The organism is Bacillus sp. FSL R7-0646 (assembly GCF_037969865.1).
Lineage (GTDB): Bacteria > Bacillota > Bacilli > Bacillales > Bacillaceae > Bacillus > Bacillus licheniformis.
Map to the genome: position 1 here is coordinate 3,097,082 of NZ_CP150217.1, position 26,378 is coordinate 3,123,459.

Sequence of the window (26,378 nt, forward strand, 5' to 3'; positions counted from 1 at the left end):
TTTATGCAGCATCAATCACTTTCAGGGAGTGTTTCTGAAATAAAGCCGGAAAAATGGCGCGTATGGTGGATGTTAACAAGACCCCATACACTGACAGCCGCCTTTGTCCCTGTAACGCTCGGGACCGTGATGTCCCTTGAATCGGGGAAAATTGACATCTGGCTGTTTTTAGCTATGCTGGCCGCATCAATATTGATTCAAATCGGAACGAACTTATTCAATGAGTATTTTGATTTTGTAAGAGGACTTGATAATGAAAACTCGGTCGGCATCGGAGGCGCTATCGTCCGCTATGGAATGAAACCGAAGACGGTTTTATACCTGGCATACGGACTGTTTGGAGCAGCCGTTTTACTCGGCGTGTACATCTGCGCTTCTTCAAGCTGGTGGCTTGCGCTGATCGGATTGGTTTGCATGGCCGTCGGCTATCTTTATACGGGCGGGCCGTTTCCGATCTCCTATACGCCGTTTGGTGAAATTATGTCAGGCGTTTTTATGGGAATGGTCATCATCCTGATTTCATACTATATTCAAACCGGCGGGCTGACTTGGAACGTCTTTCTGATCTCCCTTCCGATTACGATTTTAGTCGGAGGCATCAATCTTTCCAACAATATCCGCGATTTGGTCGGAGATAAAGAAAACGGAAGGAAGACGCTTCCGATTTTGGCCGGAAGAAAAAACGCCGTGCAGATTTTAAGCTGGGTTTTTGCTGTTTCCTATATATTGATCGGTATATACATCGGCTTTGAGATCGTTTCTCTGTGGAGCTGCCTCGTTCTTTTAAGCCTGCCTAAACCGATTAAAGCCATCCAGGAGTTCAAGGCAAAAGAAAAGCCGGCAGAACTGATGGTCGCCATGAAATCGACTGCGCAGACGAACACCTTTTTCGGCCTTCTGCTCGCCATCGCCCTGCTTATTCAGTACGTTTTTTAAAAAAAGAGCCTATACGGCTCTTTTTTTTGCTTTTATTTACAATGAAAGTTCTGTTTGAATTCGTTCATACTAAAAACGCGAGCACTTTAAAGAAACGAGGCGATGCATGTGCTAACAAAAGAACAGTTGACAAAACTCGAAAATGAACTGAAAGCCGGAAAAGAACAGATCATCAGCCGCTTTAAAGAAAACGGACATTTTGGCATCGATGCGACGCACCCGTTCAACTCGACGGGCGATCTTTCGGCTTATGACAATCATCCAGGAGATGAAGGTACAGAACTGTACGAACGCGAAAAAGACCTTGCCCTTTTTGAACATGAAAGAGAGCATTTACACGATATCGAACATGCTTTAGCCATGATCGAAAAAGGAACATACGGCCGCTGTGAAGTATGCGGAAAGGACATCCCGTATGAAAGGCTGTCCGTACTTCCAACCGCAACGACGTGCAGTGAACATTCGTCAACCGTCTCCGTTTCAAAAGATCGGCCGATTGAGGAAGAAGTGCTGAACCCGCCGTTTGGACATTTTGAACAAGACGAGGACGATGAAAATGTCGCATACGATTCAGAGGACGCTTACCAGGATGTCGAACGCTACGGCAATTCGGAAACGCCTCAAGATCTGGCCGTTCCGCCTCTGTCATACAGCCAGATGTACATGGAGTATGAAGAGCCGCTCGGATATGTGGAAGATTACGAAAACTATGCCGCAACAGACATTACCGGAAAAGAAGTTACCGTCTATCCGACGAAAGAACACGAAAAATATGAAGACCTGCTTGATGAAGAAGGCATCATGACCTCTTTCGGCGATCTCCCGGCTTATGAAAAGGATCCTTATACTGAAGACGACGACTAAGCCCCTGACCAGCGGGGCTTAGTGTTTTTAAATTCAATGCTGGTACGGCTTAATTTCCCAAATGTCGTCCGCATACTCCCGGATGGTGCGGTCGCTTGAAAAATATCCGGCATGCGCGATGTTTGTGACGGCTTTTTCAGCCCAAAGACGCTTATTCAAGTAGTCTTTTTGAATCCGCTCCTGCGCTACAATATAAGAAGCAAAATCTTTTAAAACAAAGTATTCATCATTATAAGCGATCAGCGAGTCATAAATCGGCTCAAATTCGCCGGCTTCTCCTTCGAAAAAACCATTGATCAGCTGATCGGCCGTTTGTCTGATCCTTGCATCATGCTGATAGTATTCCCTTGACAGATAGCCGCCTTTTTCCGCGTAGTCCAGCACTTCATCCGCCTTTAAACCGAACGTGTAGATACACTCTGTCCCCACCCTCTCAAGCATTTCAATATTGGCGCCGTCATGCGTGCCGATCGTCAAAGCCCCATTAATCATGAACTTCATGTTCCCTGTTCCGGAGGCTTCTTTGCTGGCCGCAGATATTTGCTCGCTGACATCTGACGCCGGAAAAATACGCTCGGCGGTTGATACCCGGTAATTTTCCAGAAAGATCACATTGATCGAATGTCTGACATCCGGATCATGATTGATTTTATCTGCGACTGAATGGATCAGCTTGATGACCTTTTTGGCATAATGATAAGTCGGCGATGCCTTCGCTCCGAAAATAAAGGTTTGCGGATAAATGGCAAAGCCTTTGTCTTCCTTCAGCCTGTTGTACAAATACATGATATGGAGCACATTTAAAAGCTGGCGCTTATAAGCGTGGAGACGCTTGACTTGAACATCGAAGATGCTGTCAGGGTTGACGGCGAAGCCGACGCTGCCTTTCATCATGTCTGCCAAAAGCTGCTTTCGTTCCCTTTTAATGCGCTGAAACGACTCGAGAAACGCGGAATCGTTCGCAAATGGACGAAGATCCAGAAGGCTTTCCGGATCTTTCAGCCACCTGTCTCCTATCGCTTCAGTTATCAAGTTCGCAAGCGGCGGATTTGCCTTTAACAGCCACCTTCTATGTGAGATGCCGTTCGTTTTATTATTGAATTTAAAAGGGAAAACGGAATAAAAGTCGTTCATTTCCCGCTCTTTTAATATGGTCGAATGAATGTTGGCGACACCGTTAACACTGTAGCTGCCGACAATCGCCAAGTGGGCCATTTTCACTTCGCCGTGGGCGATGACGGCAAGCTTTTCGATCCTTTCCCATTCACCCGGGTATTTTTCCCACAGCCAGCCGCAAAACCGCTCATTGATCTCCTCAATGATCATATAAATTCTCGGCAGAAGCGGTTTAATTAAATCGATCCTCCATTTTTCCAGCGCTTCGGCAAGCGTCGTATGATTCGTATATGAGATCGTATGTACGGTAACATGCCACGCTTCATCCCACGTCATTTTTTCTTCGTCAAGCAAAATTCTCATCAATTCCGGCACCGCCAAAGCGGGATGGGTGTCATTGATATGGATCGCGACTTTTTGGTGAAAATCATGCAGTGACGGGTGAGTGTTCTTATAGCGTTTCACAATGCTTTGCAGGCTTGCCGATACTAAAAAATACTGCTGCTTCAAACGGAGAATCTTGCCTTCGTCATGCGTGTCATCCGGATACAGGCATTCAGATACAGCTTCTGTCTCGCGCTTATACTTCAAAATATTCGGTTCATGATGGAGCGAGCAAGGCTCCGCATTCCACAGCCGAAGGGTGTTGACCGTCTTGGTCTCATAGCCGATGATTGGGATGTCGTGAGGCACGGCTGTCATCACTTCCGCATCTTCCTGCCAAAAGCGGAGGCGCCCTCCTTCCTGCGCCATCTTGACCCGCCCGCCGAAACGAACACAAACAGCCTGATCGGCGTTGCGGATCTCCCATACGTAACCATGTTTGAGCCATTGTTCAGGCAATTCGACTTGATGACCGTCGACGATTTTTTGTTCGAAAAACCCATGCTTGTAGCGAATCCCCATTCCATGCCCGGGAAGGTCGAGCGAAGCCAGTGAATCCAAAAAGCACGCCGCGAGCCTGCCCAATCCCCCGTTGCCAAGGCCTGCATCCATTTCGGCCTCTTCGATGTCTTCAAGACAAATGCCAAGCTCGGTAAGACCTTCTTTGACAATCTCACGAACCCCGAGATTGAGGAGGTTTTGGCCGAGCAGTCTGCCCAGGAGAAACTCAATCGATAAGTAATAGGTCTGTTTATTTTGGTTGGAGCGGCTCCTTTCATTGGTCTCGATCCAGTTTGCGCTGATATGTTCCCTGACCATGATGCCGAGCGTCTGATACTGGTCAAGCGTTGAAGAGTCCCGAAAGCTTTTTCCGCACAACCGTTCAACACGTTTCAAAAAGCATTGTTTAAAGCTTTCTTTACTTGAGAACATGCGCTTCCCCCTTTATCTCCCGGCTGTATAACCGCTGATACTGACGGGCTGACAAAGCCCAGCTGACATCATGTGTCATCGCTTTTTGAACGATCCTGCCCCACTCTTCTTTCCTGTGATAAAATGACAGTGCTCTTTTGATCGTATGCTTCATATCATGGGCGTTAAAATGGGCGAACGTAAAACCGTTGCCTTCACCGGTTGTTTCCCGGTAAGCGGTCACCGTATCATGAAGCCCGCCTGTTTCCCTGACAACCGGCACCGCGCCGTACCTGAGGGCAATCAGCTGTCCAAGACCGCACGGCTCGAATTTTGAAGGCATCAGGAAAAGATCGCTCGCGGCATAAATCTTGCGGCTGAGCGGTTCATTAAAACCGATATACGCCTTGCACCTGTCCGGAAAAGCATGCTCCATATAGCGGAAGTAATTTTCAAATTCCGCTTCTCCGGTTCCTAAAACGATCAGCTGCATGTCTTCCTCTTCAAACAGTTCATGCAATACCCGCTTGATCAAATCGAAGCCTTTTTGCTTCGTCAGCCTTGCCACCATGCTGATGAGCGGAATGTCTTCATTCACCGGCAGACCGAATGTCTTCTGGATCACGGCTTTATTTTTCCGTTTTCCGTCCCGGTTGACGGCATCGTAATGATAATCGATGTGCGGATCGTTTAAAGGGTCGTACAGCACATCGTCAATCCCGTTTAAAATGCCTGTCAGTGCATCCTTCTTGTCTGACAGCACCCCTTCAAGCCGCTCGCCGTAGTATGGAGTCAAGATTTCATCGCGGTACGTCGGACTGACCGTTGTCACCTGATCAGCGGCGATAATGCCGCCTTTCATATAATTAATGTTCCCATAAAACTCGAGCTTTTCGGTCGTGAAATGGGAAATATCAAGTCCGAGCAGGTCATGAACCGCTTCCTTCGGGAAAATGCCCTGAAATTGAAGGTTATGAATTGTAAATACGCTTTTCATGTGCTGATAGAACGGCTTTTTTCGATATTCTTCTTTTAATAAATAATTGACCATCCCTGTGTGCCAATCGTGGGTATGGATGACATCAGCTTCAAAATTCAGCGCGTATAGTGCTTCCAAAACAGCCCGCGAGAAAAAAGCAAACCGCTCTCCATCATCATAATGGCCGTAAAGGGAATCCCGATTAAAATAATACCCATGATCAAGAAAATAATAGGAAACTCCGTCATGTTCAAGGTGTTCAATGCCGCAAAACTGCCTGCGCCACCCGACGCGAACCTCGCATTCAGCCGTTTTAACCATCCGTCTTCTGACGTCTTCCGCAATCAAACTGTATTTCGGCATCATGACGACCGTTTCTATGCCTAAAAGGGCGAGCTCTTTCGGGAGCGCCCCGGCGACATCGGCGAGCCCGCCTGATTTAACAAACGGCACACATTCAGAAACAGCAAATAAGACTTTCAAGAGTTCATCAGCGCTCCTTGTATGGCTCCTTTTTTTAATATGAAAGGGAGGCTCATGGTGCCGGACATTTCGATATGATGGCCGATTTTGACGTCTTTGTCGCAGATGACGTGCTCAAGCCGGCAGTTTTCTCCGATCCTTGTTTTTTGCATGACAACGCTGTTTTTGATGGTTGTTCCTTTTCCTACGTGAACCCCTCTGAACAAGACCGAATTCTCAACCTCACCTTCGATTACGCACCCATTAGCGATAATCGATTGCTTTACCCTGCTGTTTTTAGCGTATTTTACAGGAGGATCGTTTTTTATTTTTGTGTAGACAGGCTGGCCCATATGAAAGACTTGCTCCCAAAACACAGGCTGAATAAGGTTCAAACTATGAAAAAGGTAGCTTTCGGGGGAATCGATCACGGCTGTATATCCCGAGTGCTCATAGCTGTTGACGGATAGAGAGCCGCGCTCTTTCCGGCAGACTTCTTCAAAAGATTGGGCTCCTTCAGGGCAATGCCCTTCAACCATCTCCCACAACAGACTCTTCTTAGTGACATACATTCCTAAAGGCTTTCCTTCGTGACAAATTTCAGTCAGATCACACCCGGATTCAAGGTGTTGTTTGAGCACTTCTTGAAAAGGTATGTGACAGACCGTATAGCTATTTGCCACAACAGCATATTGTTGAGTGCTTCTTTGAAAATAATCGAGATGCTCCGCAAATTGCCGAAACGATCCAAGCCCAACATGCTCATCATGGGGAAGTGAAGATGGAAGAAAGAAAAGGCCCTCCCTTTTCCTGTTTAAATCCCACTCTTTTCCCGATCCTAAATGGTCCATCAAGGAGCGGTACGGGGACTTGGAGAATACAGCGACACTCCGAATGCCTGCATGAACCATGCCTGACAACGCAAAATCGATCAGCCGGTACCTTCCTGCAAACGGAACGGCTCCGGTCGAGCGGCCGGCCGTTAAGTCCTGAAGAGAGTGCTGGTTTACAGCTGCATCAATAATTCCCAACATTTGATTATTCATTGACACCATCCGCCTCTCCGCGTTGTTTAAACAACCTTATGTTTTTTGACATACTCCTCTGTGATCAGCAGGACTTCGCCATCTTCCGGCTTCGCGCAAAAACCGTCCGGAATTCGAATTCCTGCCGATACAATGGCATTTTCGATCTCAACATACTCTCCAATTGAAACGTCATGCATCACGACTGAACGTTTGATGGCGGAATGTCTGCCGATGGCAACGCGCTGAAATATAACCGAACGGGTGACCGACCCATACACGGTGCATCCTTCGCTGACGAGCGATTCTTTGATTTCCGCCAGATCGGCAACAAACTGCGGCGGGAGATTCGGGGAGACTGAATAAATCCGCCAGTTCCGTTCGAACAGGTCAAGCGGAGGATGATCTCCAAGCAGATCCATATTGGCTTCCCATAAACTTCTGACCGTACCGACATCCTTCCAGTATCCTTTAAACGGATAAGCGTTCAGCCTCTTATTTTCTTCGAGAAGAGCCGGAATGACATCTTTTCCGAAATCGTGGCTTGACGCGGAATTTTTTTCATCGCGTTCCAACGCATCTTCAAGCACGCTCCATTTAAAAACGTAGACACCCATTGATGCCAAATTGCTCTTTGGATATTTCGGCTTTTCCTCGAAGCTTGTAATCTCCATCTTGTCATTCGTATGAAGGATGCCGAAACGGCCGGCTTCTGCCCAGCTGACTTCAATGACTGCGATGGTGGCGTCAGCTTGTTTCTCCGCGTGGTATTCGAGCATTTTTCCGTAGTCCATTTTGTAGATATGATCTCCTGATAGGATGAGTACATGTTCAGGCTGAAGCTCCTTTAAAAAATGGCGGTTTTCATAAATCGCGCTAGCCGTCCCTTTGTACCACTTCACTTCCGACGCTTCAGCATAAGGGGATAAAATGGAGACCCCTCCGTCATTGCGGTCAAGATCCCATGGCTCGCCGATTCCGATATATGAGTTTAATAAAAGAGGCTGGTATTGAGTCAGCACACCGACATGATGAATTCCCGAGTTGGCGCAGTTGCTGAGGGCAAAATCGATGATTCTGTACTTGCCGCCAAATGGAACGGCGGGTTTTGCGAGGTTTTTGGTTAAGGCATTCAGCCTGCTTCCCTTGCCGCCTGCCAAAAGCATAGCCACACATTGTTCTTTCATCCCTTTTTCGCTCCTCTCTTTTTGACTGCTCTGAAAACCGCAGCTCCCAGCGGAGGGACTGTCATGCTGATGCTGTATGGTTTGCCGTGCAGAACGCCTTTTCTTGCCTGAAGGCGTTTTGGGTTGATTTGGTGTGAACCTCCGTATTTTGCATCATCGCTGTTAAGCACTTCGATATATTCGGTTTGAAAAGGGACGCCGACCCGATATTCGTGATAGACGGAAGGCGTGAAATTGCAGACGATAATCAGCGCTTCACCGGGCTGTTTTCCATAGCGGATAAACGATACAATCGACTGTTCCGCATTGTTAACGTCAATCCACTCGAATCCTTGCTGCCGATGATCATTTTCATACAAGGATACGGCTTTTTTTGTAGAGGTGTAGAGCCTCCTTTGTAAACATTCGGGCTTTGCGGTGCATGTCAAAATCGTCCAAAAACCAATCGAGCTCTTCTTCGTCTTTCCATTCATCAAATTGAGCAAACTCACCGCCCATAAAAAGAAGCTTTTTTCCCGGGTGCATCATAAAATAACTGATCAGCAGGCGGTACTGGGCGAATTTCTGCCAATAATCGCCGGGCATCTTATGAAGCAGAGACTTTTTGCGGTACACCACTTCATCGTGGGAGAACGGCAGGATGTAATTTTCTGAGTAGGCATACATTAAGGAGAATGAAACAAGATGATGCAGGTGTTTTCTTTGTTCTGGGGAAGCTTCCATATAGGTTAATACATCGTTCATCCAACCCATATTCCACTTATAATTAAACCCGAGACCGCCTTCATAGGTCGGATGCGTCACAAGCGGCCAGTCTGTGGAGTCCTCTGCAATCATCAAAAAGTGGGGATCTTTTGCAAAAACCTGTTCATTTAACGTTTGAATAAATTCGATCGCAAAGCCGTTCGCTTCAGGCTGAGGACGGTTTGGCCAATACAGGAGGTTCGCAACCGCATCGACTCGAAATCCATCTATATGATACATCTCGATCCAATACAACGCATTCGAGATTAAAAAACTGTGAACTTCTCGTTTTCCGAGGTCAAAATTGGCGGTCCCCCATTCCCAATTTTCCCTGTCATGCTCGTGTTTATATTCATACAGAGGCATACCGTCAAACAAATACAAGCCGTGGTCATCTTTGCAAAAATGGCCGGAAACCCAATCCATAATGACGCCGATCTCATGCTGATGGCACTGGTCGATGAAATACATCAAGTCATGCGGTTCGCCATATCTGCTCGTCGGACTGTAGTACCCTGTTGTCTGGTAGCCCCATGAACGGTCAAACGGGTGCTCTGTCAGCGGCATCAGCTCGATATGTGTGAATCCGTGTTCTTTGACGTAAGGAATGACCGTTTCGCTCAGTTCCCGGTATGTGAAAAAACGTCCATCCGCTTTCTTTTTCCACGAACCGATATGAAGCTCGTAGATGGAAATCGGTTTTTCATACACGGCTTTTTGCTGCTTTTTCTTTTGCCACTTCCGGTCGCCCCATTGGTATCCGGCCAATTGATAAGTGACCGATGCCGTTTTCGGCCTCACTTCAGAAAAAAAAGCATAAGGATCAGCCTTCAATTTCGTTTCATTTGCGGCTGTAATCATTTCATATTTATACAGCTCCCCTTCTCCAATACCGGGGATAAACAGTTCCCATATGCCTTCCTGATGACGCTTTTCCATTCGGTGCAGGACACCGGACCAGCCGTTAAACGTTCCGGCGATTCGAACCTCCTTCGCATGCGGGGCCCAAACACAGAAACGGAAGCCTTGGCGGCCGTCCTGTTCCGTCTGATGAGCGCCGAAGAACCTGTAGCTTTCATAAAGCCGACCTTCATGAAAGAGATGCGCTTTAATATCCGAGGCACTCACACCAGCCATTGATTTCATCCTTTCTGCCACTATATTTAAAGAATACTCTTTTATTCGGATAATATGGCTTGATCCCTTTAATGAAAGCGCTTCTTTTTATTGACAAAGTTCAACAATTTTCCTTTTAAACATTGACTGATGTCATATTTGAATATAAAAAAACTCCGCATCGAAATGATGCAGAGTTTAACATGATGACCCGTACGGGATTCGAACCCGTGTTACCGCCGTGAAAGGGCGGTGTCTTAACCACTTGACCAACGGGCCTTATTGAAAAAATGGCGGAGAAGGAGGGATTTGAACCCTCGCGCCGCTTACGCGACCTACACCCTTAGCAGGGGCGCCTCTTCAGCCACTTGAGTACTTCTCCATGGCTCCGCAGGCAGGATTCGAACCTGCGACCGATCGGTTAACAGCCGATAGCTCTACCACTGAGCTACTGCGGAATATCATGGTGGGCCTGAATGGACTCGAACCATCGACCTCACGCTTATCAGGCGTGCGCTCTAACCAGCTGAGCTACAGGCCCATGATATGCAAATGGAGCGGGTGATGGGAATCGAACCCACGACATCAGCTTGGAAGGCTGAGGTTTTACCACTAAACTACACCCGCATTTCGCATGGGGCGGTTGATGGGAATCGAACCCACGAATGCCAGAGCCACAATCTGGTGCGTTAACCACTTCGCCACAACCGCCGCAATATATAGAATTGTAAAATGGTGGCTCGGGACGGAATCGAACCGCCGACACACGGATTTTCAGTCCGTTGCTCTACCAACTGAGCTACCGAGCCTTTGTTAAAATGGCGGTCCGGACGGGACTCGAACCCGCGACCTCCTGCGTGACAGGCAGGCATTCTAACCAACTGAACTACCGGACCATTTTGGCTGCACCTTTCGGGCAATCCTCATTTAATGAGTGAATTTGGTTGCGGGGGCAGGATTTGAACCTGCGACCTTCGGGTTATGAGCCCGACGAGCTACCGAACTGCTCCACCCCGCGATGATCAAAATAATAAATAATATATGGCGGAGGAAGAGGGATTCGAACCCCCGCGGGCTTTGACACCCCTGTCGGTTTTCAAGACCGATCCCTTCAGCCAGACTTGGGTATTCCTCCGTAACAATGGTGGACCTTGTAGGACTCGAACCTACGACCGGACGGTTATGAGCCGTCTGCTCTAACCAACTGAGCTAAAGGTCCTTTAATAGCGGCGGAGGGAATCGAACCCCCGACCTCACGGGTATGAACCGTACGCTCTAGCCAGCTGAGCTACACCGCCATGGTGAATATTAAAGATAACAAAGTGGAGCCTAGCGGGATCGAACCGCTGACCTCCTGCGTGCAAAGCAGGCGCTCTCCCAGCTGAGCTAAGGCCCCGAATAGTGGTCGGGAAGACAGGATTCGAACCTGCGACCCCATGGTCCCAAACCATGTGCTCTACCAAGCTGAGCTACTTCCCGTTATATAATGGCGCGCCCGAGAGGAGTCGAACCCCTAACCTTTTGATCCGTAGTCAAACGCTCTATCCAATTGAGCTACGGGCGCTGGATGATTAAGCGGAAGACGGGATTCGAACCCGCGACCCCCACCTTGGCAAGGTGGTGTTCTACCACTGAACTACTTCCGCAAAATAGATTGGCAATGCGGATGAAGGGACTTGAACCCCCACGTCTTTAAAAGACACTAGAGCCTGATTCTAGCGCGTCTGCCAATTCCGCCACATCCGCATGAAATGGTGAGCCATGAAGGACTCGAACCTTCGACCCTCTGATTAAAAGTCAGATGCTCTACCAACTGAGCTAATGGCTCCAATACTGCAATGAAATCTGAAGACTTTTTCGAAAGCTATCTGTCTTTTTTCAGCAACTTTTATATTGTATCATAAAATCGTGGTGCCGGCAAGAGGACTTGAACCCCCAACCTACTGATTACGATTCAGTTGCTCTACCAATTGAGCTACACCGGCCCATTCCAATATGAATGGTGGAGGATGACGGGATCGAACCGCCGACCCTCTGCTTGTAAGGCAGATGCTCTCCCAGCTGAGCTAATCCTCCGCGTCAGTTGTTGGAGTAACTCTCGATCTGACAAGGACTATTATATACGGGAATACACCCATTTGTAAAGGCTATATTAAAAAAATTTTATTTTCAGTTTATTCTATCACAACAGACGAATATGGATACTTCGTTCCGCTCAATCCGCATGATGGCATCAAAAGCTTAGGAGCAACATTTATCCCTATTGACGGCTTATAATAGGTTCTCCAGACGCTCCATGAATTCCTGTCTCTTCCCCATGGTAAATTTGTATTCGAATTGATTTTTCAAAACAATTTTAAGCCCGTTTCGAACGATAAGCAATATATTTCGCTTCTCGACTCTCTCTATCCCGACTCTTAATAGCAAGCGGCGTGTTTTGAAAATGAACGTCGTACTGCTCAAAATATACGCATTCATTTGTCAATCCTCCAGCTACCTCAATCCCTCGAAATCCATTTGCCGGAACATCCAGCATCCACTCTTCTATTTGCATGGGTTTTACTCCCTGGCTTCACTGATTTTATGCATGCCAATGTGCTTATTGGCTTCATATTTCCGCTTTAAAATTCGGATTTGAACACCCAGAACACGGGCCAGAGAAGATGAAGACAGCTTGCCTATTCTTCACACCGTTTCGCGGGGCCTGAAGGGTTGAAATCGTCTATGCACTCCTGCCCTTCCGGTATATACAATCGAACACCCGCAAAAAAGACCAGCTTATATAAGCTGGTCTTCTTAAGCGCTTGGCGGCGTCCTACTCTCACAGGGGGAAGCCCCCAACTACCATCGGCGCTGAAGAGCTTAACTTCCGTGTTCGGCATGGGAACGGGTGTGACCTCTTCGCTATCGCCACCAAACTATGCCTTCAGGACGAAGGTACTGGGCGTTCCTCACAGGATGTGAGGGCCTTTAGCCGAGTTTCCTTGCCTTTGGCTTTCTGAGAGGTGTTCTCTCAAAACTAGATAACGGACAGACGATTCACAAATATTTAGGTTAAGTCCTCGATCGATTAGTATCTGTCAGCTCCATGTGTCGCCACACTTCCACCTCAGACCTATCAACCTGATCATCTTTCAGGGATCTTACTTCCTTATAGGAATGGGAAATCTCATCTTGAGGGGGGCTTCATGCTTAGATGCTTTCAGCACTTATCCCGTCCGCACATAGCTACCCAGCGATGCCCTTGGCAGAACAACTGGTACACCAGCGGTGCGTCCATCCCGGTCCTCTCGTACTAAGGACAGCTCCTCTCAAATTTCCTGCGCCCGCGACGGATAGGGACCGAACTGTCTCACGACGTTCTGAACCCAGCTCGCGTACCGCTTTAATGGGCGAACAGCCCAACCCTTGGGACCGACTACAGCCCCAGGATGCGATGAGCCGACATCGAGGTGCCAAACCTCCCCGTCGATGTGGACTCTTGGGGGAGATAAGCCTGTTATCCCCGGGGTAGCTTTTATCCGTTGAGCGATGGCCCTTCCATGCGGAACCACCGGATCACTAAGCCCGACTTTCGTCCCTGCTCGACTTGTAGGTCTCGCAGTCAAGCTCCCTTGTGCCTTTACACTCTGCGAATGATTTCCAACCATTCTGAGGGAACCTTTGGGCGCCTCCGTTACCTTTTAGGAGGCGACCGCCCCAGTCAAACTGCCCACCTGACACTGTCTCCCTGCCCGATAAGGGCAGCGGGTTAGAAGGTCAATACAGCCAGGGTAGTATCCCACCGATGCCTCCACCGAAGCTGGCGCTCCGGTTTCCAAGGCTCCTACCTATCCTGTACAAGCTGTACCAACATTCAATATCAGGCTGCAGTAAAGCTCCACGGGGTCTTTCCGTCCTGTCGCGGGTAACCTGCATCTTCACAGGTACTATAATTTCACCGAGTCTCTCGTTGAGACAGTGCCCAGATCGTTGCGCCTTTCGTGCGGGTCGGAACTTACCCGACAAGGAATTTCGCTACCTTAGGACCGTTATAGTTACGGCCGCCGTTTACTGGGGCTTCAATTCGCACCTTCGCTTACGCTAAGCGCTCCTCTTAACCTTCCAGCACCGGGCAGGCGTCAGCCCCTATACTTCGCCTTACGGCTTCGCAGAGACCTGTGTTTTTGCTAAACAGTCGCCTGGGCCTATTCACTGCGGCTCTCTCGGGCTTGCACCCTAACAGAGCACCCCTTCTCCCGAAGTTACGGGGTCATTTTGCCGAGTTCCTTAACGAGAGTTCTCTCGATCACCTTAGGATTCTCTCCTCGCCTACCTGTGTCGGTTTGCGGTACGGGCACCTCTCACCTCGCTAGAGGCTTTTCTTGGCAGTGTGGAATCAGGAACTTCGCTACTATATTTCGCTCGCCATCACAGCTCAGCCTTACGGGAAACGGATTTGCCTATTTCCCAGCCTAACTGCTTGGACGCGGATATCCAATACCGCGCTTGCCCTATCCTCCTGCGTCCCCCCATTGCTCAAATGGTGAGGAGGTGGTACAGGAATATCAACCTGTTGTCCATCGCCTACGCCTTTCGGCCTCGGCTTAGGTCCCGACTAACCCTGAGCGGACGAGCCTTCCTCAGGAAACCTTAGGCATTCGGTGGAGGGGATTCTCACCCCTCTTTCGCTACTCATACCGGCATTCTCACTTCTAAGCGCTCCACGAGTCCTTCCGGTCTCGCTTCACAGCCCTTAGAACGCTCTCCTACCACTGTTCGCAAGAACAGTCCGCAGCTTCGGTGATACGTTTAGCCCCGGTACATTTTCGGCGCAGAGTCACTCGACCAGTGAGCTATTACGCACTCTTTAAATGGTGGCTGCTTCTAAGCCAACATCCTGGTTGTCTAAGCAACTCCACATCCTTTTCCACTTAACGTATACTTTGGGACCTTAGCTGGCGGTCTGGGCTGTTTCCCTTTCGACTACGGATCTTATCACTCGCAGTCTGACTCCCAAGGATAAGTCTTTGGCATTCGGAGTTTGACTGAATTCGGTAACCCGGTAGGGGCCCCTAGTCCAATCAGTGCTCTACCTCCAAGACTCTTACCTTGAGGCTAGCCCTAAAGCTATTTCGGAGAGAACCAGCTATCTCCAGGTTCGATTGGCATTTCACCCCTACCCACACCTCATCCCCGCACTTTTCAACGTGCGTGGGTTCGGGCCTCCATTCAGTGTTACCTGAACTTCACCCTGGACATGGGTAGATCACCTGGTTTCGGGTCTACGACCACGTACTCATGCGCCCTATTCAGACTCGCTTTCGCTGCGGCTCCGTCTTTTCAAACTTAACCTTGCACGGGATCGTAACTCGCCGGTTCATTCTACAAAAGGCACGCCATCACCCGTTAACGGGCTCTGACTACTTGTAGGCACACGGTTTCAGGATCTCTTTCACTCCCCTTCCGGGGTGCTTTTCACCTTTCCCTCACGGTACTGGTTCACTATCGGTCACTAGGGAGTATTTAGCCTTGGGAGATGGTCCTCCCGGATTCCGACGGAATTTCACGTGTTCCGCCGTACTCAGGATCCACTCAGGAGAGAACGAAGTTTTGACTACAGGGCTGTTACCTCCTATGGCGGGCCTTTCCAGACCTCTTCATCTACCTCGTTCTTTTGTAACTCCGTACAGAGTGTCCTACAACCCCAAGAGGCAAGCCTCTTGGTTTGGGCTGTTCCCGTTTCGCTCGCCGCTACTCAGGGAATCGCATTTGCTTTCTCTTCCTCCGGGTACTTAGATGTTTCAGTTCCCCGGGTCTGCCTTCTCATATCCTATGAATTCAGATATGGATACTGCTCCATTACGAGCAGTGGGTTTCCCCATTCGGAAATCTCCGGATCAAAGCTTGCTTACAGCTCCCCGAAGCATATCGGTGTTCGTCCCGTCCTTCATCGGCTCCTAGTGCCAAGGCATCCACCGTGCGCCCTTTCTAACTTAACCGTTAAAAAGAATCACTACGTGATATCTTGCATTACAATTGAATGTGAATGTCTACTTTCGTTATCTAGTTTTCAAAGAACACGCTTTGAAGGAATGATCCTTCAAAACTAAACAAGATCCAAACGCACCTGTCTATAAGACCGCAAGGTCTTATATTCCGTATAATATCCTTAGAAAGGAGGTGATCCAGCCGCACCTTCCGATACGGCTACCTTGTTACGACTTCACCCCAATCATCTGTCCCACCTTCGGCGGCTGGCTCCAAAAGGTTACCTCACCGACTTCGGGTGTTACAAACTCTCGTGGTGTGACGGGCGGTGTGTACAAGGCCCGGGAACGTATTCACCGCGGCATGCTGATCCGCGATTACTAGCGATTCCAGCTTCACGCAGTCGAGTTGCAGACTGCGATCCGAACTGAGAACAGATTTGTGGGATTGGCTTAGCCTCGCGGCTTCGCTGCCCTTTGTTCTGCCCATTGTAGCACGTGTGTAGCCCAGGTCATAAGGGGCATGATGATTTGACGTCATCCCCACCTTCCTCCGGTTTGTCACCGGCAGTCACCTTAGAGTGCCCAACTGAATGCTGGCAACTAAGATCAAGGGTTGCGCTCGTTGCGGGACTTAACCCAACATCTCACGACACGAGCTGACGACAACCATGCACCACCTGTCACTCTGCCCCCGAAGGGGAAGCCCTATCTCTAGGGTTGTCAGAGGATGTCAAGACCTGGTAAGGTTCTTCGCGTTGCTTCGAATTAAACCACATGCTCCACCGCTTGTGCGGGCCCCCGTCAATTCCTTTGAGTTTCAGTCTTGCGACCGTACTCCCCAGGCGGAGTGCTTAATGCGTTTGCTGCAGCACTAAAGGGCGGAAACCCTCTAACACTTAGCACTCATCGTTTACGGCGTGGACTACCAGGGTATCTAATCCTGTTCGCTCCCCACGCTTTCGCGCCTCAGCGTCAGTTACAGACCAGAGAGTCGCCTTCGCCACTGGTGTTCCTCCACATCTCTACGCATTTCACCGCTACACGTGGAATTCCACTCTCCTCTTCTGCACTCAAGTTCCCCAGTTTCCAATGACCCTCCCCGGTTGAGCCGGGGGCTTTCACATCAGACTTAAGAAACCGCCTGCGCGCGCTTTACGCCCAATAATTCCGGACAACGCTTGCCACCTACGTATTACCGCGGCTGCTGGCACGTAGTTAGCCGTGGCTTTCTGGTTAGGTACCGTCAAGGTGCCGCCCTATTCGAACGGTACTTGTTCTTCCCTAACAACAGAGTTTTACGATCCGAAAACCTTCATCACTCACGCGGCGTTGCTCCGTCAGACTTTCGTCCATTGCGGAAGATTCCCTACTGCTGCCTCCCGTAGGAGTCTGGGCCGTGTCTCAGTCCCAGTGTGGCCGATCACCCTCTCAGGTCGGCTACGCATCGTCGCCTTGGTGAGCCGTTACCTCACCAACTAGCTAATGCGCCGCGGGTCCATCTGTAAGTGGTAGCTAAAAGCCACCTTTTATGATTGAACCATGCGGTTCAATCAAGCATCCGGTATTAGCCCCGGTTTCCCGGAGTTATCCCAGTCTTACAGGCAGGTTACCCACGTGTTACTCACCCGTCCGCCGCTGACCTAAGGGAGCAAGCTCCCGTCGGTCCGCTCGACTTGCATGTATTAGGCACGCCGCCAGCGTTCGTCCTGAGCCAGGATCAAACTCTCCATGAAGTAATGGAGCGCAGATTAAGTTCGTCACATCCTGTGACAACATCTGCATGACCTGCATCGTGCAGGCCCCTGACTACGCACATTCGCATGTACGATTTATTTAATGAATTAACAGGTACGTTTTGTCTTGTTTAGTTTTCAAAGATCATTTCCGCTCCTGTCCGAAGCGACTTTATTAATATAACATTCTATCAATGTGAATGTCAACAACTTTTTTTAAAAGTTTTTTTGAAGTTGTATTTATAAAGCCTTCTTTTTAGGGCGGATACTAATATAACATCTATTTTCGTTTTGCACAATAGCTTTTTTAAAAAAATAATAATCAAATGAAATTCCCGATCATCCCGGACCAGCCGACAATTGACGCAACTTATTCCTTCTTACTTACTGTTTTCTTCTATATAAAAGATGTACAGCGGCCAAAAAAATCGAGACGCTGTACCATTGTTCCCGAAGCTGCGGAAATGCCCTTAAACTCTCCGCTATCAGCCTTCAATTTAATAAAAGCTCCGAATTCGGAGCTTTTTAAAGGATCTATCTTTGTCTCATGACATTCACTCTGTCGTGCTGTTGGCAACGAAAGCAGCCGAATACTCGAATCGCTTGTATGGGTAAAGCTGATCAGCCTACCTTTTCGGCTTGGCGGTCGAATGTCTGACAACAAGTTCAGGTTTATAGACGGTAGAATGCTCAAGCTTATCCGTGTTCCGTCCCTCAACTTTGGCAATCATCCATTTTGCCGCCTCAATCCCCATCTGCATTTTCGGATGGGTGACTGATGTCAGCTTCACTTCAGACGCCTCGCTCAAGTGTGAGTCGTCATATCCGACAATTGATATGTCGTCCGGTACTTTCAAACCGAATTCCCTTACGACATCCAACACTATAAGTGCTATCTCATCATTATAGCAGAATATGGCAGTCGGGCGGTCTGCTGAGGAAAGCCGCTTCCTTGCCTCAGCAATCGTTTTTTCTTTTTTGTTCTCTGTTGTGTAAGTCACGACCATCTCCGGATAAAACGACAAGCCGTTTTCCCTGAAAGCCCGGATAAATCCTTTCATCCGGTTGACGCCCTGCATATCGTCCTGTTTAAAGAAACCGAACACTTTTTCATGGCCTAGCTTAATCAAATGCTCCGTGGCGATAAAACCGCCGTGCTCATCATCCAAAATGAAATGAGGCGGGTTTAACTCCTGATATAATTGGTTGATCATCAAATATGGTATATGGTGCTGTTCAAGGGTCAGATAGTAATTTAAATTCGGATTAAAGCTGCCGGTTTTCGTCGGCTCCACAATCAACCCATCAATTTTTTTGTCAAGCATATTTACAAGACATTGTTTTTCTTTTTCAATGTCATTATTCGTGCTCGCGACGACCAAGGTGTAACCTGCACTCGACAATGAAGATTCGATTCCTCTTATAATAGAAGGAAAAATGTAATCCGAAAGGTAAGTCGTAATGACCCCAATCATCTTATTTCTTTCCCTTCCTTTTTCAGAAAGCTGCAGGCGGTGAGAGCAATACGTCCCCGAGCCTTGCTCTCTGTATAAAAGCCCTTCATGAACAAGGTCGCCAATTGCTTGCCGGATCGTATGCCTGCTCACATCAAATATTTTCATCAATTCGTTTTCCGAATGGATTTTTTCGCCCGGCTTCACTTTGCCTTCATATATCCACGATTTAATTTCATTTTTCACCATGCTGTATTTTGTGAGTTCACTCATCAGATCAACCCTTTACTGCATCTTGTACGTATGAATAAGTTCTATTATAAGGAAAAGATGTTTGCATTGCTACATATTGGAGGGTTTCAGCAAAAGTTTTTCGAAAAATTAGCTTGTCGTCCGTTTCTTTTTTTAGTATAGTAGAATATAACTAAATAACTTGATGACCACAAGGGGAGCCTCCGGGCTGAGAGTGAACGACCGTTCTGACCCTTCGAACCTGTTAGTTAATGCTGGCGTAGGAATGTGGCAAAGTCATTTCTAATTGCATCCAAAGCAGTGCGTGGAAAACTGTCCTACTCCTTCCCCGCATTGCTTTTTTTATTGGGAAAGAAGTCCAGTATCCCTTTGTTCATCAAAAGTGAGGGTTATGATGAATCAATCTAAACAACTTGTACAGCTGATTGAAATTGCGATTATGACAGGAATAGCACTTATACTTGATATGGTGTCCGGAATGTTTTTAAAAATGCCTCAAGGCGGTTCAATCGCCGTCATGATGATTCCGATCTTCCTGATCTCCTTTAGATGGGGGCTCAAGGCAGGGCTGGCGACCGGGTTTTTAGCCGGATTGCTTCAATTTGTCACTGGAGGATTTTACGTTGTTCATCCTCTGCAGCTTCTTCTTGATTACTTTATCGCGCCTACGGCCGCGGGAATCGGCGGCTTTTTTGCCGGATCGATCCGAAATGCTTCATTTGAGAAACAAAAAGGAAAGATCATTTCCTATGTTATGCTGGCCGTCCTTCTTGGAAGCGGACTGAAATTTCTCGCACATGTCATCAGCGGCGCTGTCTTTTTTGGAAACTATGCGCCTAAAGGCACTCCGGTATGGATTTATTCATTGGTATATAATGGAACGTATATGCTTCCGTCTTTCATTGTCTGCACAATCGTCCTTTGTATACTGCTGCTAACCGCACCAAGACTTCTAGAAAACAGAACAAACATGAGATAACATAAAAAAACAGCGGATTCGCCTGAGATTCCGCTGTTTTTTATGTTTTAATCAAATCTGCGACCAATATATACCGCTCCGGTGCTGAACCGATAAAGTCAAAAGGATAGCAGGTGGAAACCGTCAATGTCGCTCTCGGCTTTGGAACTATCACCGTCCGGTCATCCGCATCCACGATTCGGACCTTTTTCACTTTGTATGTAAAAGTTCCGTAGGAAGCTTCAACAATTAACTGATCGCCTTTCCCCACTCGGCCGAGTTTTCGGAAAACCGTATCCCGGTGGCCTGATAAAACCGAGTTGTCATCTTCTCCAGGCAGAACGGATCCTGCGAAATGGCCCACGCCTTTTTGCAGCTCGTCTTCATCTGTTCCGTGATATATCGGAAGCCTTGCATTGATTTTCGGAATAACAAGATCACCGATTTTCTCCCCGGTTTCAAATGTTTGATCAATTGCCGTCTTTTCTTTTTTCGTCGTCTGAATCGGAGGTTTTTCAGGCTTTTCCTCTTCTTTCATCTGCTGAAATGAAAATAGAGCGTAGCCGTGCATCAGCTTGAACACATTCGTTGTTGTAAAATAAGCGCCGCACGCAACCATCGCAATGGCTGCAAGCCAGATGATCTTTTTTCGATGTGCCTTAATTTCCTTTCACTCCTTATAAAAACTTCCCATTCTATACAGACTTAGAATGGGAAGTAAAATGTTAAGCCGCTTTTCGAAGCCTTCTGACCATAAACAATCCGCCAAACATCAGAACGGCGCCAAAGATCGACCATTCTGCGTAATGCCCGGCCGTTTTCGGAAGCTTTGCACCTTTAACCGTCTTTTTCACATGAGATTTCTTTGCGTCGTGTTTAACAGCCGTTTGGGTTTGCTTCACTTTCGACCCTGTGTCATGAATTAAATCAGATCCGATCATTTCAGGCGTCAGCAATACATCCAAAATGAAATTGCCCTGCAGATCGTATACTTCCACTAGGAGGCTTGCTCCCTTCAGATCTTCAGCACTGACAAGCGTCGTCAAAGACACTTCTTTTTTCTTTCCGTCTTTAACAAGATAATATTTCGTTTTCACTTCGAGCGTCTTCTGAAGATCGTTTAAAATGGACAGCATTTCAGCGATATCCTGAGCTGACAGCTCTGATACAGACTCGAAATCGGCTACCGCTTCAAGACGTTCTCCAAGAGCCATCAAGTCATTTTCAAGGTTCGGATTGTTATCGCGCACTTTTCGGAGGTGATTCACGAGTCTTTCCCACTCCTGATCATCCACACCCAATTCTTGAAACATGTTTCCGATCTGAAAATCGTCTTCTTCATATGTCACGGTGTAGAGCGCATCGTCCAATTCGTATTCAAACATAAACACGTCGAGAATGTTTTGGCCGCTTTCCATATAGCCATTTTCAACAAATAGGTCAGCCGCTTCTTTTTCGCTCAATCCGTATTCTTTCAAATAGGATGCCAAAAGCTTTTTAGTCAGTCTTTGCCCTAAAAAGTCTTTCAACTCTTCCACCGAGTCAAAACCTTTTAAACTCTCATCATATGTATCCTGCAAATAGGCTTCCAATTCTTTTTCTGTCATTCCTATTTCTTCAAGATAATCTTTAAGCTCGGCCTGTTTCGGCGCGGCAAAAGCTCCTGCTGCCGGCACTAAAACCAGGATGCAGACCAATAGTGACATCAGCCTTTTTTTCATTTTGTATGACCCCCTAAATTTATCTTTCATTTTGATTATAGTGGAAATATTTTTAAAAACATGTATTGTAATTGAAAATCTTTTCGTCTATAATATTTTGTTCTTTTTCCTACTTAAACAGGCATAATCTTTCCCTCTATTGAATGTAATATAGTAAAGCGAATAGAGGAGGGTATACAAATGAATCCTTACTATATGATGCTCTTATGTTATGTCCTATCGATCATCCACTTTTTAATAGGCTATCGGGAAGCCCTGAAAATAAGCGGGGCTGACGGGCTGGTCAACGGAACCGCAATGATCTCCTGTATTCCGCTTGGCGCGGTTTTCGCTTTTTTCGCGCACTTTTTTTGGAAAATGACGATTTAATTTCGGGAATGAATTTTTTCGCCAACAAACATGCATTTCCGTGTTATTCACAGACGGCGGCAGTTTATGCTATGATTAATAGAACTTCAATTTACAAAAAATTCACAAAGATTGGAGGGAAAAGAATGGCCAAAGCCGTGGCTTCTCAAGAAGTCGCCAATATGCTGAACGACTGGTACATACTGATGAAAAAACGAGACATTTCAGGTTCAATCGAAATGAAAGATGACATAGATAAAGCAATTGAAAAGATGGAAGAAGATCATGACGTTCTTCTCTATTATCAAATGCTGGATTTTCGCTTAAGGCTTCTTCTTGAAGATATCTCCCAATCTTCCACAGAAAAATTGGAAGCCATCAGTTTTAAGGACAAAGATCCAAAAAGTACGGACGATAAGCTGAATTATTATTTTTATCTGTTCAAAGGGATTTATGAAGACTACAAGCAAAACCATACAGAAGCGCTTAATTTTTTCAGAATAGCGGAAAAAAGGCTGAGCGTCATTCAAAATGAAATTGAAAAAGCCGAATTTCATTATAAAATCGGTGTTTTGTATTACAACTTAAAAGCGACATGGCTGTCGATTCACCACATCAACATTGCCTCAGGCATCTTCCAAGGGTATGACGGGTATGCCAAGCGGGTCATCAACTGCAAAATGCTGATCGGGCTCAATTATATTGACCAATTTAAGTTTGCCGAAAGTGAAGTATTGTTAAAGGAAGCAATTGAAAAAACCGAAAAAATCGGCGACCAATATCTTTTGCCTTATACCTACTATAATATGGGCTTTTTGAAGAGTAAGGAAGATAAACACGAAGAAGCGCTGAAGTATTATAATAAAGCTTTTGCAATCAAAGACTTTGAAACGAAAGCCAAGTATGCTTACCTTCTATGTGTATATGAAAACACAAGGTCTCTTTTCAAAACCAACGATCCCGACCAAGCTTTTAAATGGATCGACACAGGCTTTAAAAAAGCTCAAGAAGTGAATAGCGAAATTTTCGAATTAAAATTCAAAACTTTATATACATTACATTCCGATTGTCAGAATAAACTGGAAGTAATCAAGGACTTTATTCACCAATTAGAAGATAAAAAAGCATGGGTTGATCTGGAGGAATTGCTGATGGACGTAGCGAATTACTATAGGGAAAATAAGTTATACGAAGAAGCCATATATTTCTACATTAAAACAGACAAGGCAAGTAAACTTGCCGGAAGAGGAGGAGAATAGGATGAAAAAAGTGTTGTTAGCTGTATTTGTATTAGGCACTGTTTTCAGCTTTTCGTTTGCAAATCACGCTCCTGAAGCGGCTTCCCAAAGCAATGAGATACTTTTGGCTTCTCGTGGAGCAGGCGGGTGACTACATCCTCAAAATACCCATTCAGACATCTGCTGAATGGGTATTTTGCACTTTACATTCATATTCAGGAGTGATCGATATGGGAAAGAAAGTACTGCTGACAGGATTTGACCCCTTTGGGGGAGAAACAGTCAATCCGTCCTGGGAAGCTGTAAAACGGCTGAACGGAGAGGAAGCAGAAGGCGTCTCTATCGCAGCGGAGCAGATTCCGACCGTTTTTCATCATTCAGCGGCCGTTTTGAAAAAAGCGATCGAAAAGCACAAACCCGATGTCGTCATTTGCGCAGGGCAAGCAGGCGGCAGGGCTCATATTACGCCGGAACGCATCGCAATCAACATCGATGATGCTCGCATTCCGGATAATGAAGACCGGGAACCGATCGATGAACCCATCGCGGCAGACGGGCCTGCTGCTTACTGGTCCGCGCTTCCGATCAAGCTCATTGTGAAAGAGTTGAGAAAAAACGGAATACCGGCCTCCGTCTCCAATTCAGCGGGAACTTTCGTATGCAACCATCTCTTTTACCAGTTAATGCACCGTATAGACCGCACCTCGGCAAACATCCGCGGAGGGTTCATCCACATTCCGTTTCTCCCCGAACAAACAATCGATAAACCCGAGCCGAGTCTCAGCCTTGAAACGATCGTCGAAGGACTTAGAATAGCTGCGGTCATCTCCGCCCTGCACGAAAAAGATATTCGCGAAACGGGCGGATCGATCAGCTGACACCGCAGCCGCCTCAAAGCGCCCTCCGGCTTCACCTTCCGGATTCTTGTACATCCCAGTGTGTTTTTCTTAAAAAAAGTAAACACTATAAGAAAAACAGGTAAAAGGGTGAATACGGATGCAGAAATCTTACGCCGTTTTCGGGCTCGGCCAGTTCGGCGGCAGCCTTGTGAAAGCCTTCCACGCAAAAGGGGCGGAAGTCTTAGGCATCGACAAATCAGAAGAAAAAGTAAACGAATATTCTACTTATGCAACCTACACCATTTGCGCCAACGCCGTTGATGAAAAGACCTTGAAACAAATCGGGATACGCAACATTGACCACGCATTTGTATCATTTGGCGATGACATTGAAGCAAGCATTCTGACCTCGCTTTTGCTGATTGAAATGGGCGTCCCCAAAGTATGGACGAAAGCACAAAATGACTATCACCAAAAAGTTCTCCATAAAATCGGCGTCCATCGTATCATTCATCCTGAAAAAGATATGGCCAAGCGGATAGCCAGCCATATCACGTCGGAAAAGATGATCGATTTTGTCGAGCTGTCGCCAAACTACAGCATCGTCGAAATTGTGGCCACTAAAAAGCTGGACAAAAGAAGCCTGGGGGATATCGACGTACGCGCCAACTTCGGCTGCAATATCGTCGGCATAAAAAGGGACGGGCATTTCATCATCGCACCGAGCGCTGATGACATGATATATGAAAACGATATTTTGATTGTGATCGGGCAAAATAAAGATATTGAGACCTTTGAAAAAAAGGGCGATTAACCGTGAAGTTTAAACAGATACAATTAAGCCCGTCCCAACTGCTCGTGCTAGTGTTTTTATTTTTCATCATATTAGGAACCCTTTTATTGAAGCTGCCGGCAGCAACGCCCAAGCCTATAGGCTGGATTGATACGCTTTTTACATCGACCTCGGCGATGACTGTTACCGGTCTGGCCGTCGTTGATACAGGCACGGATTATACGATGTTTGGTCAGCTTATTATTCTCGTTCTCATCCAGCTCGGGGGACTCGGCATCATGTCTTTTGCGGTGCTCATTTTTATCATGCTCGGGAAAAAAATCGGCCTGAAAGAACGGCTGTTGATTCAGCAGTCGCTTAATCAGACTTCTTTAGGCGGGATTATTAAACTGATCAAGAGTTTGTTTATTTACTCCTTCGCGATTGAAATGCTGGCCATGCTGATACTTGCTGTCAAATGGATTCCTGAATACGGTCTCGCCCGCGGCATCTACTACAGCCTGTTCCATGCGGTTTCCTCCTTTAACAATGCGGGATTTTCCATATGGCCGGACAGTTTAATGCGGTATGAAGGCGATCCGCTCGTCAACCTGGTGATCAGTTTTTTGTTCATCGTCGGCGGGATAGGATTTACTGTATTGTCCGATTTATGGCATAAGCGGAGCTTTAAAAAGTTGAGCCTTCATTCGAAATTGATGATATACGGTACGTTTATCGTCAATTTGGCAGCCATGATCCTTATTTTTCTGCTTGAGTATCAAAATCAAAAAACGCTGGGAATGCTTCCGCTAGCTGAAAAACTTTGGGGCGCCTATTTTCAGGCTGTGACCCCGAGAACAGCAGGATTTAACACGACAGACATCGGAAGCCTGCGCGAAAGCACGATCACGCTTTTGCTCCTTCTTATGTTTGTCGGAGCGGGGAGCGCATCGACCGGCGGAGGAATCAAGCTGACGACGTTTCTTGTCATTCTTCTGTCGGTTATCACTTTTTTAAAGGGCAAAAAACATATTTCAATAGCCAAAAAAACGCTGAAAGACCAATTGATCCTCCGGTCGCTCGCTATTTCAACAATCAGCGTGCTGTTGATTTTAACGGCCATCTTTATTTTAAATATGACAGAACCTATACCGTTTTTGGCGATTTTGTTTGAAGTCGTTTCAGCTTTCGGCACGGTCGGCCTGTCAATGGGGATTACGGCCGACCTGTCCCCTATCGGGAAGATGCTGATTGTTTTCATTATGTTTCTCGGAAAACTCGGGCCGCTCACATTGGCGTTTTCCCTGGCCAGACCTGAAAAGGAAAACATCCGCTATTCAAGCGAAGATATTTTGACTGGATAAAG

At 47.0% G+C, this 26,378-nt stretch carries 17 protein-coding genes, 20 tRNA genes, 3 rRNA genes, 1 pseudogene and 1 riboswitch; of the genes and pseudogenes, 9 read left to right on the plus strand and 32 right to left on the minus strand.

The annotated features are described in order from the left end of the window. Positions 1-3: 3 nt before the first annotated feature. Both MKY62_RS16075 and MKY62_RS16080 read left to right on the plus strand, forming a co-directional pair. A complete protein-coding gene (locus MKY62_RS16075; protein WP_003184647.1) occupies positions 4-936 on the plus strand; it encodes a 1,4-dihydroxy-2-naphthoate polyprenyltransferase in 933 nt (310 codons plus the stop codon). Positions 937-1,044: 108 nt separating this feature from the next. Next, complete coding sequence (locus tag MKY62_RS16080; protein WP_003184649.1) at positions 1,045-1,800, plus strand: TraR/DksA C4-type zinc finger protein; 756 nt, start codon at positions 1,045-1,047, stop codon at positions 1,798-1,800. Between the two features lie 33 nt (positions 1,801-1,833). Here the strand turns inward: MKY62_RS16080 and MKY62_RS16085 are convergent, their stop codons facing one another. The 30 genes and pseudogenes from MKY62_RS16085 to MKY62_RS16230 all read right to left on the minus strand — a co-directional run bounded on the left by MKY62_RS16085 (position 1,834) and on the right by MKY62_RS16230 (position 19,157). After that, positions 1,834-4,233, minus strand: coding sequence for a glycogen/starch/alpha-glucan phosphorylase (locus MKY62_RS16085; RefSeq protein ID WP_003184651.1), 2,400 nt, complete (start codon positions 4,231-4,233; stop codon positions 1,834-1,836). Further along, positions 4,220-5,674 carry a glycogen synthase GlgA gene (gene glgA / locus MKY62_RS16090; protein ID WP_003184652.1) on the minus strand — a complete coding sequence of 485 codons (1,455 nt, stop codon included), beginning with the start codon at positions 5,672-5,674 and terminating at the stop codon, positions 4,220-4,222. The genes MKY62_RS16085 and glgA overlap by 14 nt, the downstream gene beginning before the upstream one ends. Then, a complete protein-coding gene (locus MKY62_RS16095; protein WP_021837664.1) occupies positions 5,671-6,699 on the minus strand; it encodes a sugar phosphate nucleotidyltransferase in 1,029 nt (342 codons plus the stop codon). Before MKY62_RS16095 ends, glgA begins: the two co-directional genes overlap by 4 nt. A 26-nt stretch (positions 6,700-6,725) precedes the next feature. Beyond that, the gene (locus MKY62_RS16100; RefSeq protein WP_003184656.1) at positions 6,726-7,865 is read right to left on the minus strand and encodes a glucose-1-phosphate adenylyltransferase; all 1,140 of its coding nucleotides are present in this window, start codon (positions 7,863-7,865) and stop codon (positions 6,726-6,728) included. Then, positions 7,862-9,746 (minus strand): annotated as a pseudogene (glgB, locus tag MKY62_RS16105) (1,4-alpha-glucan branching enzyme). The gene MKY62_RS16100 and the pseudogene glgB overlap by 4 nt, the downstream one beginning before the upstream one ends. Positions 9,747-9,932: 186 nt before the next feature. Beyond that, positions 9,933-10,004, minus strand: a tRNA-Glu gene (locus MKY62_RS16110). Between the two features lie 12 nt (positions 10,005-10,016). Continuing rightward, positions 10,017-10,107, minus strand: a tRNA-Ser gene (locus MKY62_RS16115). Position 10,108: 1 nt separating this feature from the next. Further along, a tRNA-Asn gene (locus tag MKY62_RS16120) sits at positions 10,109-10,183 on the minus strand. A 6-nt stretch (positions 10,184-10,189) separates the two neighbouring features. Continuing rightward, positions 10,190-10,266, minus strand: a tRNA-Ile gene (locus MKY62_RS16125). A gap of 12 nt (positions 10,267-10,278) precedes the next feature. Then, positions 10,279-10,352 (minus strand) — tRNA-Gly (locus MKY62_RS16130). Positions 10,353-10,360: 8 nt separating this feature from the next. Beyond that, positions 10,361-10,436 (minus strand) — tRNA-His (locus tag MKY62_RS16135). A gap of 22 nt (positions 10,437-10,458) precedes the next feature. After that, a tRNA-Phe gene (locus MKY62_RS16140) sits at positions 10,459-10,534 on the minus strand. A 10-nt stretch (positions 10,535-10,544) separates the two neighbouring features. Continuing rightward, a tRNA-Asp gene (locus MKY62_RS16145) sits at positions 10,545-10,621 on the minus strand. Between the two features lie 45 nt (positions 10,622-10,666). After that, positions 10,667-10,743: transfer RNA gene (locus MKY62_RS16150), tRNA-Met, on the minus strand. 24 nt (positions 10,744-10,767) lie between these two features. Continuing rightward, positions 10,768-10,860: transfer RNA gene (locus tag MKY62_RS16155), tRNA-Ser, on the minus strand. A 7-nt stretch (positions 10,861-10,867) separates the two neighbouring features. Then, positions 10,868-10,944, minus strand: a tRNA-Ile gene (locus tag MKY62_RS16160). Between the two features lie 5 nt (positions 10,945-10,949). After that, a tRNA-Met gene (locus tag MKY62_RS16165) sits at positions 10,950-11,023 on the minus strand. Between the two features lie 25 nt (positions 11,024-11,048). Further along, a tRNA-Ala gene (locus MKY62_RS16170) sits at positions 11,049-11,121 on the minus strand. 6 nt (positions 11,122-11,127) lie between these two features. Then, positions 11,128-11,204: transfer RNA gene (locus tag MKY62_RS16175), tRNA-Pro, on the minus strand. A gap of 8 nt (positions 11,205-11,212) precedes the next feature. After that, positions 11,213-11,289 (minus strand) — tRNA-Arg (locus MKY62_RS16180). Positions 11,290-11,299: 10 nt separating this feature from the next. Continuing rightward, positions 11,300-11,371: transfer RNA gene (locus MKY62_RS16185), tRNA-Gly, on the minus strand. Between the two features lie 15 nt (positions 11,372-11,386). After that, positions 11,387-11,471, minus strand: a tRNA-Leu gene (locus MKY62_RS16190). 6 nt (positions 11,472-11,477) lie between these two features. Beyond that, positions 11,478-11,553, minus strand: a tRNA-Lys gene (locus MKY62_RS16195). 81 nt (positions 11,554-11,634) lie between these two features. After that, positions 11,635-11,710 (minus strand) — tRNA-Thr (locus tag MKY62_RS16200). A gap of 15 nt (positions 11,711-11,725) precedes the next feature. Next, a tRNA-Val gene (locus tag MKY62_RS16205) sits at positions 11,726-11,801 on the minus strand. A gap of 280 nt (positions 11,802-12,081) precedes the next feature. After that, positions 12,082-12,279, minus strand: coding sequence for a hypothetical protein (locus MKY62_RS16210; RefSeq protein ID WP_003184666.1), 198 nt, complete (start codon positions 12,277-12,279; stop codon positions 12,082-12,084). 248 nt (positions 12,280-12,527) lie between these two features. Then, positions 12,528-12,643, minus strand: a 5S ribosomal RNA gene (gene rrf / locus MKY62_RS16215). 132 nt (positions 12,644-12,775) lie between these two features. Beyond that, positions 12,776-15,706: ribosomal RNA gene (locus MKY62_RS16220) — 23S ribosomal RNA — on the minus strand. 174 nt (positions 15,707-15,880) lie between these two features. Beyond that, positions 15,881-17,430 (minus strand): 16S ribosomal RNA (locus MKY62_RS16225). Together the 16S, 23S and 5S rRNA genes form the textbook arrangement of a ribosomal RNA operon. A 626-nt stretch (positions 17,431-18,056) precedes the next feature. Beyond that, on the minus strand, positions 18,057-19,157 hold the full coding sequence (locus tag MKY62_RS16230) for a GntR family transcriptional regulator (protein ID WP_003184669.1): 1,101 nt from the start codon (positions 19,155-19,157) through the stop codon (positions 18,057-18,059). A gap of 162 nt (positions 19,158-19,319) precedes the next feature. After that, a riboswitch (TPP riboswitch) is annotated at positions 19,320-19,419 on the plus strand. 111 nt (positions 19,420-19,530) lie between these two features. Between MKY62_RS16230 and thiT the strand changes: the two genes are divergently transcribed. After that, positions 19,531-20,115: an energy-coupled thiamine transporter ThiT gene (gene thiT, locus MKY62_RS16235; protein ID WP_009329439.1), complete on the plus strand. Its 585-nt coding sequence runs from the start codon at positions 19,531-19,533 to the stop codon at positions 20,113-20,115. Between the two features lie 40 nt (positions 20,116-20,155). On the opposite strand, the gene MKY62_RS16240 is transcribed toward thiT, so the two are convergent. Both MKY62_RS16240 and MKY62_RS16245 read right to left on the minus strand, forming a co-directional pair. Further along, positions 20,156-20,713, minus strand: a complete 558-nt coding sequence (locus MKY62_RS16240) for a class D sortase (protein WP_003184674.1) — start codon at positions 20,711-20,713, stop codon at positions 20,156-20,158. Between the two features lie 106 nt (positions 20,714-20,819). Beyond that, positions 20,820-21,815, minus strand: a complete 996-nt coding sequence (locus tag MKY62_RS16245) for a processed acidic surface protein (protein ID WP_003184676.1) — start codon at positions 21,813-21,815, stop codon at positions 20,820-20,822. Positions 21,816-21,995: 180 nt separating this feature from the next. On the opposite strand from MKY62_RS16245, the gene MKY62_RS16250 reads away from it, so the two are divergent. From MKY62_RS16250 to MKY62_RS16275, 6 genes are all read left to right on the plus strand, one after another. Further along, entirely contained in the window at positions 21,996-22,184 is a 189-nt protein-coding gene (locus tag MKY62_RS16250; RefSeq protein ID WP_003184678.1) for a hypothetical protein, read from the plus strand. Between the two features lie 125 nt (positions 22,185-22,309). Further along, a complete protein-coding gene (locus tag MKY62_RS16255) occupies positions 22,310-23,422 on the plus strand; it encodes a tetratricopeptide repeat protein (protein WP_003184679.1) in 1,113 nt (370 codons plus the stop codon). Position 23,423: 1 nt separating this feature from the next. Continuing rightward, complete coding sequence (locus MKY62_RS16260) at positions 23,424-23,552, plus strand: hypothetical protein (RefSeq protein ID WP_003184681.1); 129 nt, start codon at positions 23,424-23,426, stop codon at positions 23,550-23,552. A 79-nt stretch (positions 23,553-23,631) separates the two neighbouring features. Further along, positions 23,632-24,279 (plus strand): pyroglutamyl-peptidase I, encoded by a 648-nt coding sequence (gene pcp, locus MKY62_RS16265; RefSeq protein WP_003184683.1) that lies wholly within the window; start codon positions 23,632-23,634, stop codon positions 24,277-24,279. Between the two features lie 118 nt (positions 24,280-24,397). Further along, a complete protein-coding gene (locus MKY62_RS16270) occupies positions 24,398-25,054 on the plus strand; it encodes a TrkA family potassium uptake protein (protein WP_003184686.1) in 657 nt (218 codons plus the stop codon). Between the two features lie 2 nt (positions 25,055-25,056). Then, positions 25,057-26,376 carry a TrkH family potassium uptake protein gene (locus MKY62_RS16275; protein ID WP_009329440.1) on the plus strand — a complete coding sequence of 440 codons (1,320 nt, stop codon included), beginning with the start codon at positions 25,057-25,059 and terminating at the stop codon, positions 26,374-26,376. Positions 26,377-26,378 lie beyond the last annotated feature (2 nt).

Coding starts and splice junctions, on each gene's coding strand:
- MKY62_RS16245 (WP_003184676.1), bottom strand. CDS start 21,815: ATGAAAAAAAGGCTGATGTCACTATTGGTCTGCATCCTGGTTTTAGTG.
- MKY62_RS16095 (WP_021837664.1), bottom strand. CDS start 6,699: ATGAATAATCAAATGTTGGGAATTATTGATGCAGCTGTAAACCAGCAC.
- MKY62_RS16100 (WP_003184656.1), bottom strand. CDS start 7,865: ATGAAAGAACAATGTGTGGCTATGCTTTTGGCAGGCGGCAAGGGAAGC.
- MKY62_RS16240 (WP_003184674.1), bottom strand. CDS start 20,713: ATGGTTGCGTGCGGCGCTTATTTTACAACAACGAATGTGTTCAAGCTG.
- MKY62_RS16230 (WP_003184669.1), bottom strand. CDS start 19,157: ATGAGTGAACTCACAAAATACAGCATGGTGAAAAATGAAATTAAATCG.
- thiT (WP_009329439.1), top strand. CDS start 19,531: ATGAATCAATCTAAACAACTTGTACAGCTGATTGAAATTGCGATTATG.
- pcp (WP_003184683.1), top strand. CDS start 23,632: ATGGGAAAGAAAGTACTGCTGACAGGATTTGACCCCTTTGGGGGAGAA.
- MKY62_RS16210 (WP_003184666.1), bottom strand. CDS start 12,279: ATGCAAATAGAAGAGTGGATGCTGGATGTTCCGGCAAATGGATTTCGA.
- MKY62_RS16255 (WP_003184679.1), top strand. CDS start 22,310: ATGGCCAAAGCCGTGGCTTCTCAAGAAGTCGCCAATATGCTGAACGAC.
- MKY62_RS16270 (WP_003184686.1), top strand. CDS start 24,398: ATGCAGAAATCTTACGCCGTTTTCGGGCTCGGCCAGTTCGGCGGCAGC.
- MKY62_RS16085 (WP_003184651.1), bottom strand. CDS start 4,233: ATGTTCTCAAGTAAAGAAAGCTTTAAACAATGCTTTTTGAAACGTGTT.
- MKY62_RS16250 (WP_003184678.1), top strand. CDS start 21,996: ATGAATCCTTACTATATGATGCTCTTATGTTATGTCCTATCGATCATC.
- MKY62_RS16075 (WP_003184647.1), top strand. CDS start 4: ATGCAGCATCAATCACTTTCAGGGAGTGTTTCTGAAATAAAGCCGGAA.
- MKY62_RS16260 (WP_003184681.1), top strand. CDS start 23,424: ATGAAAAAAGTGTTGTTAGCTGTATTTGTATTAGGCACTGTTTTCAGC.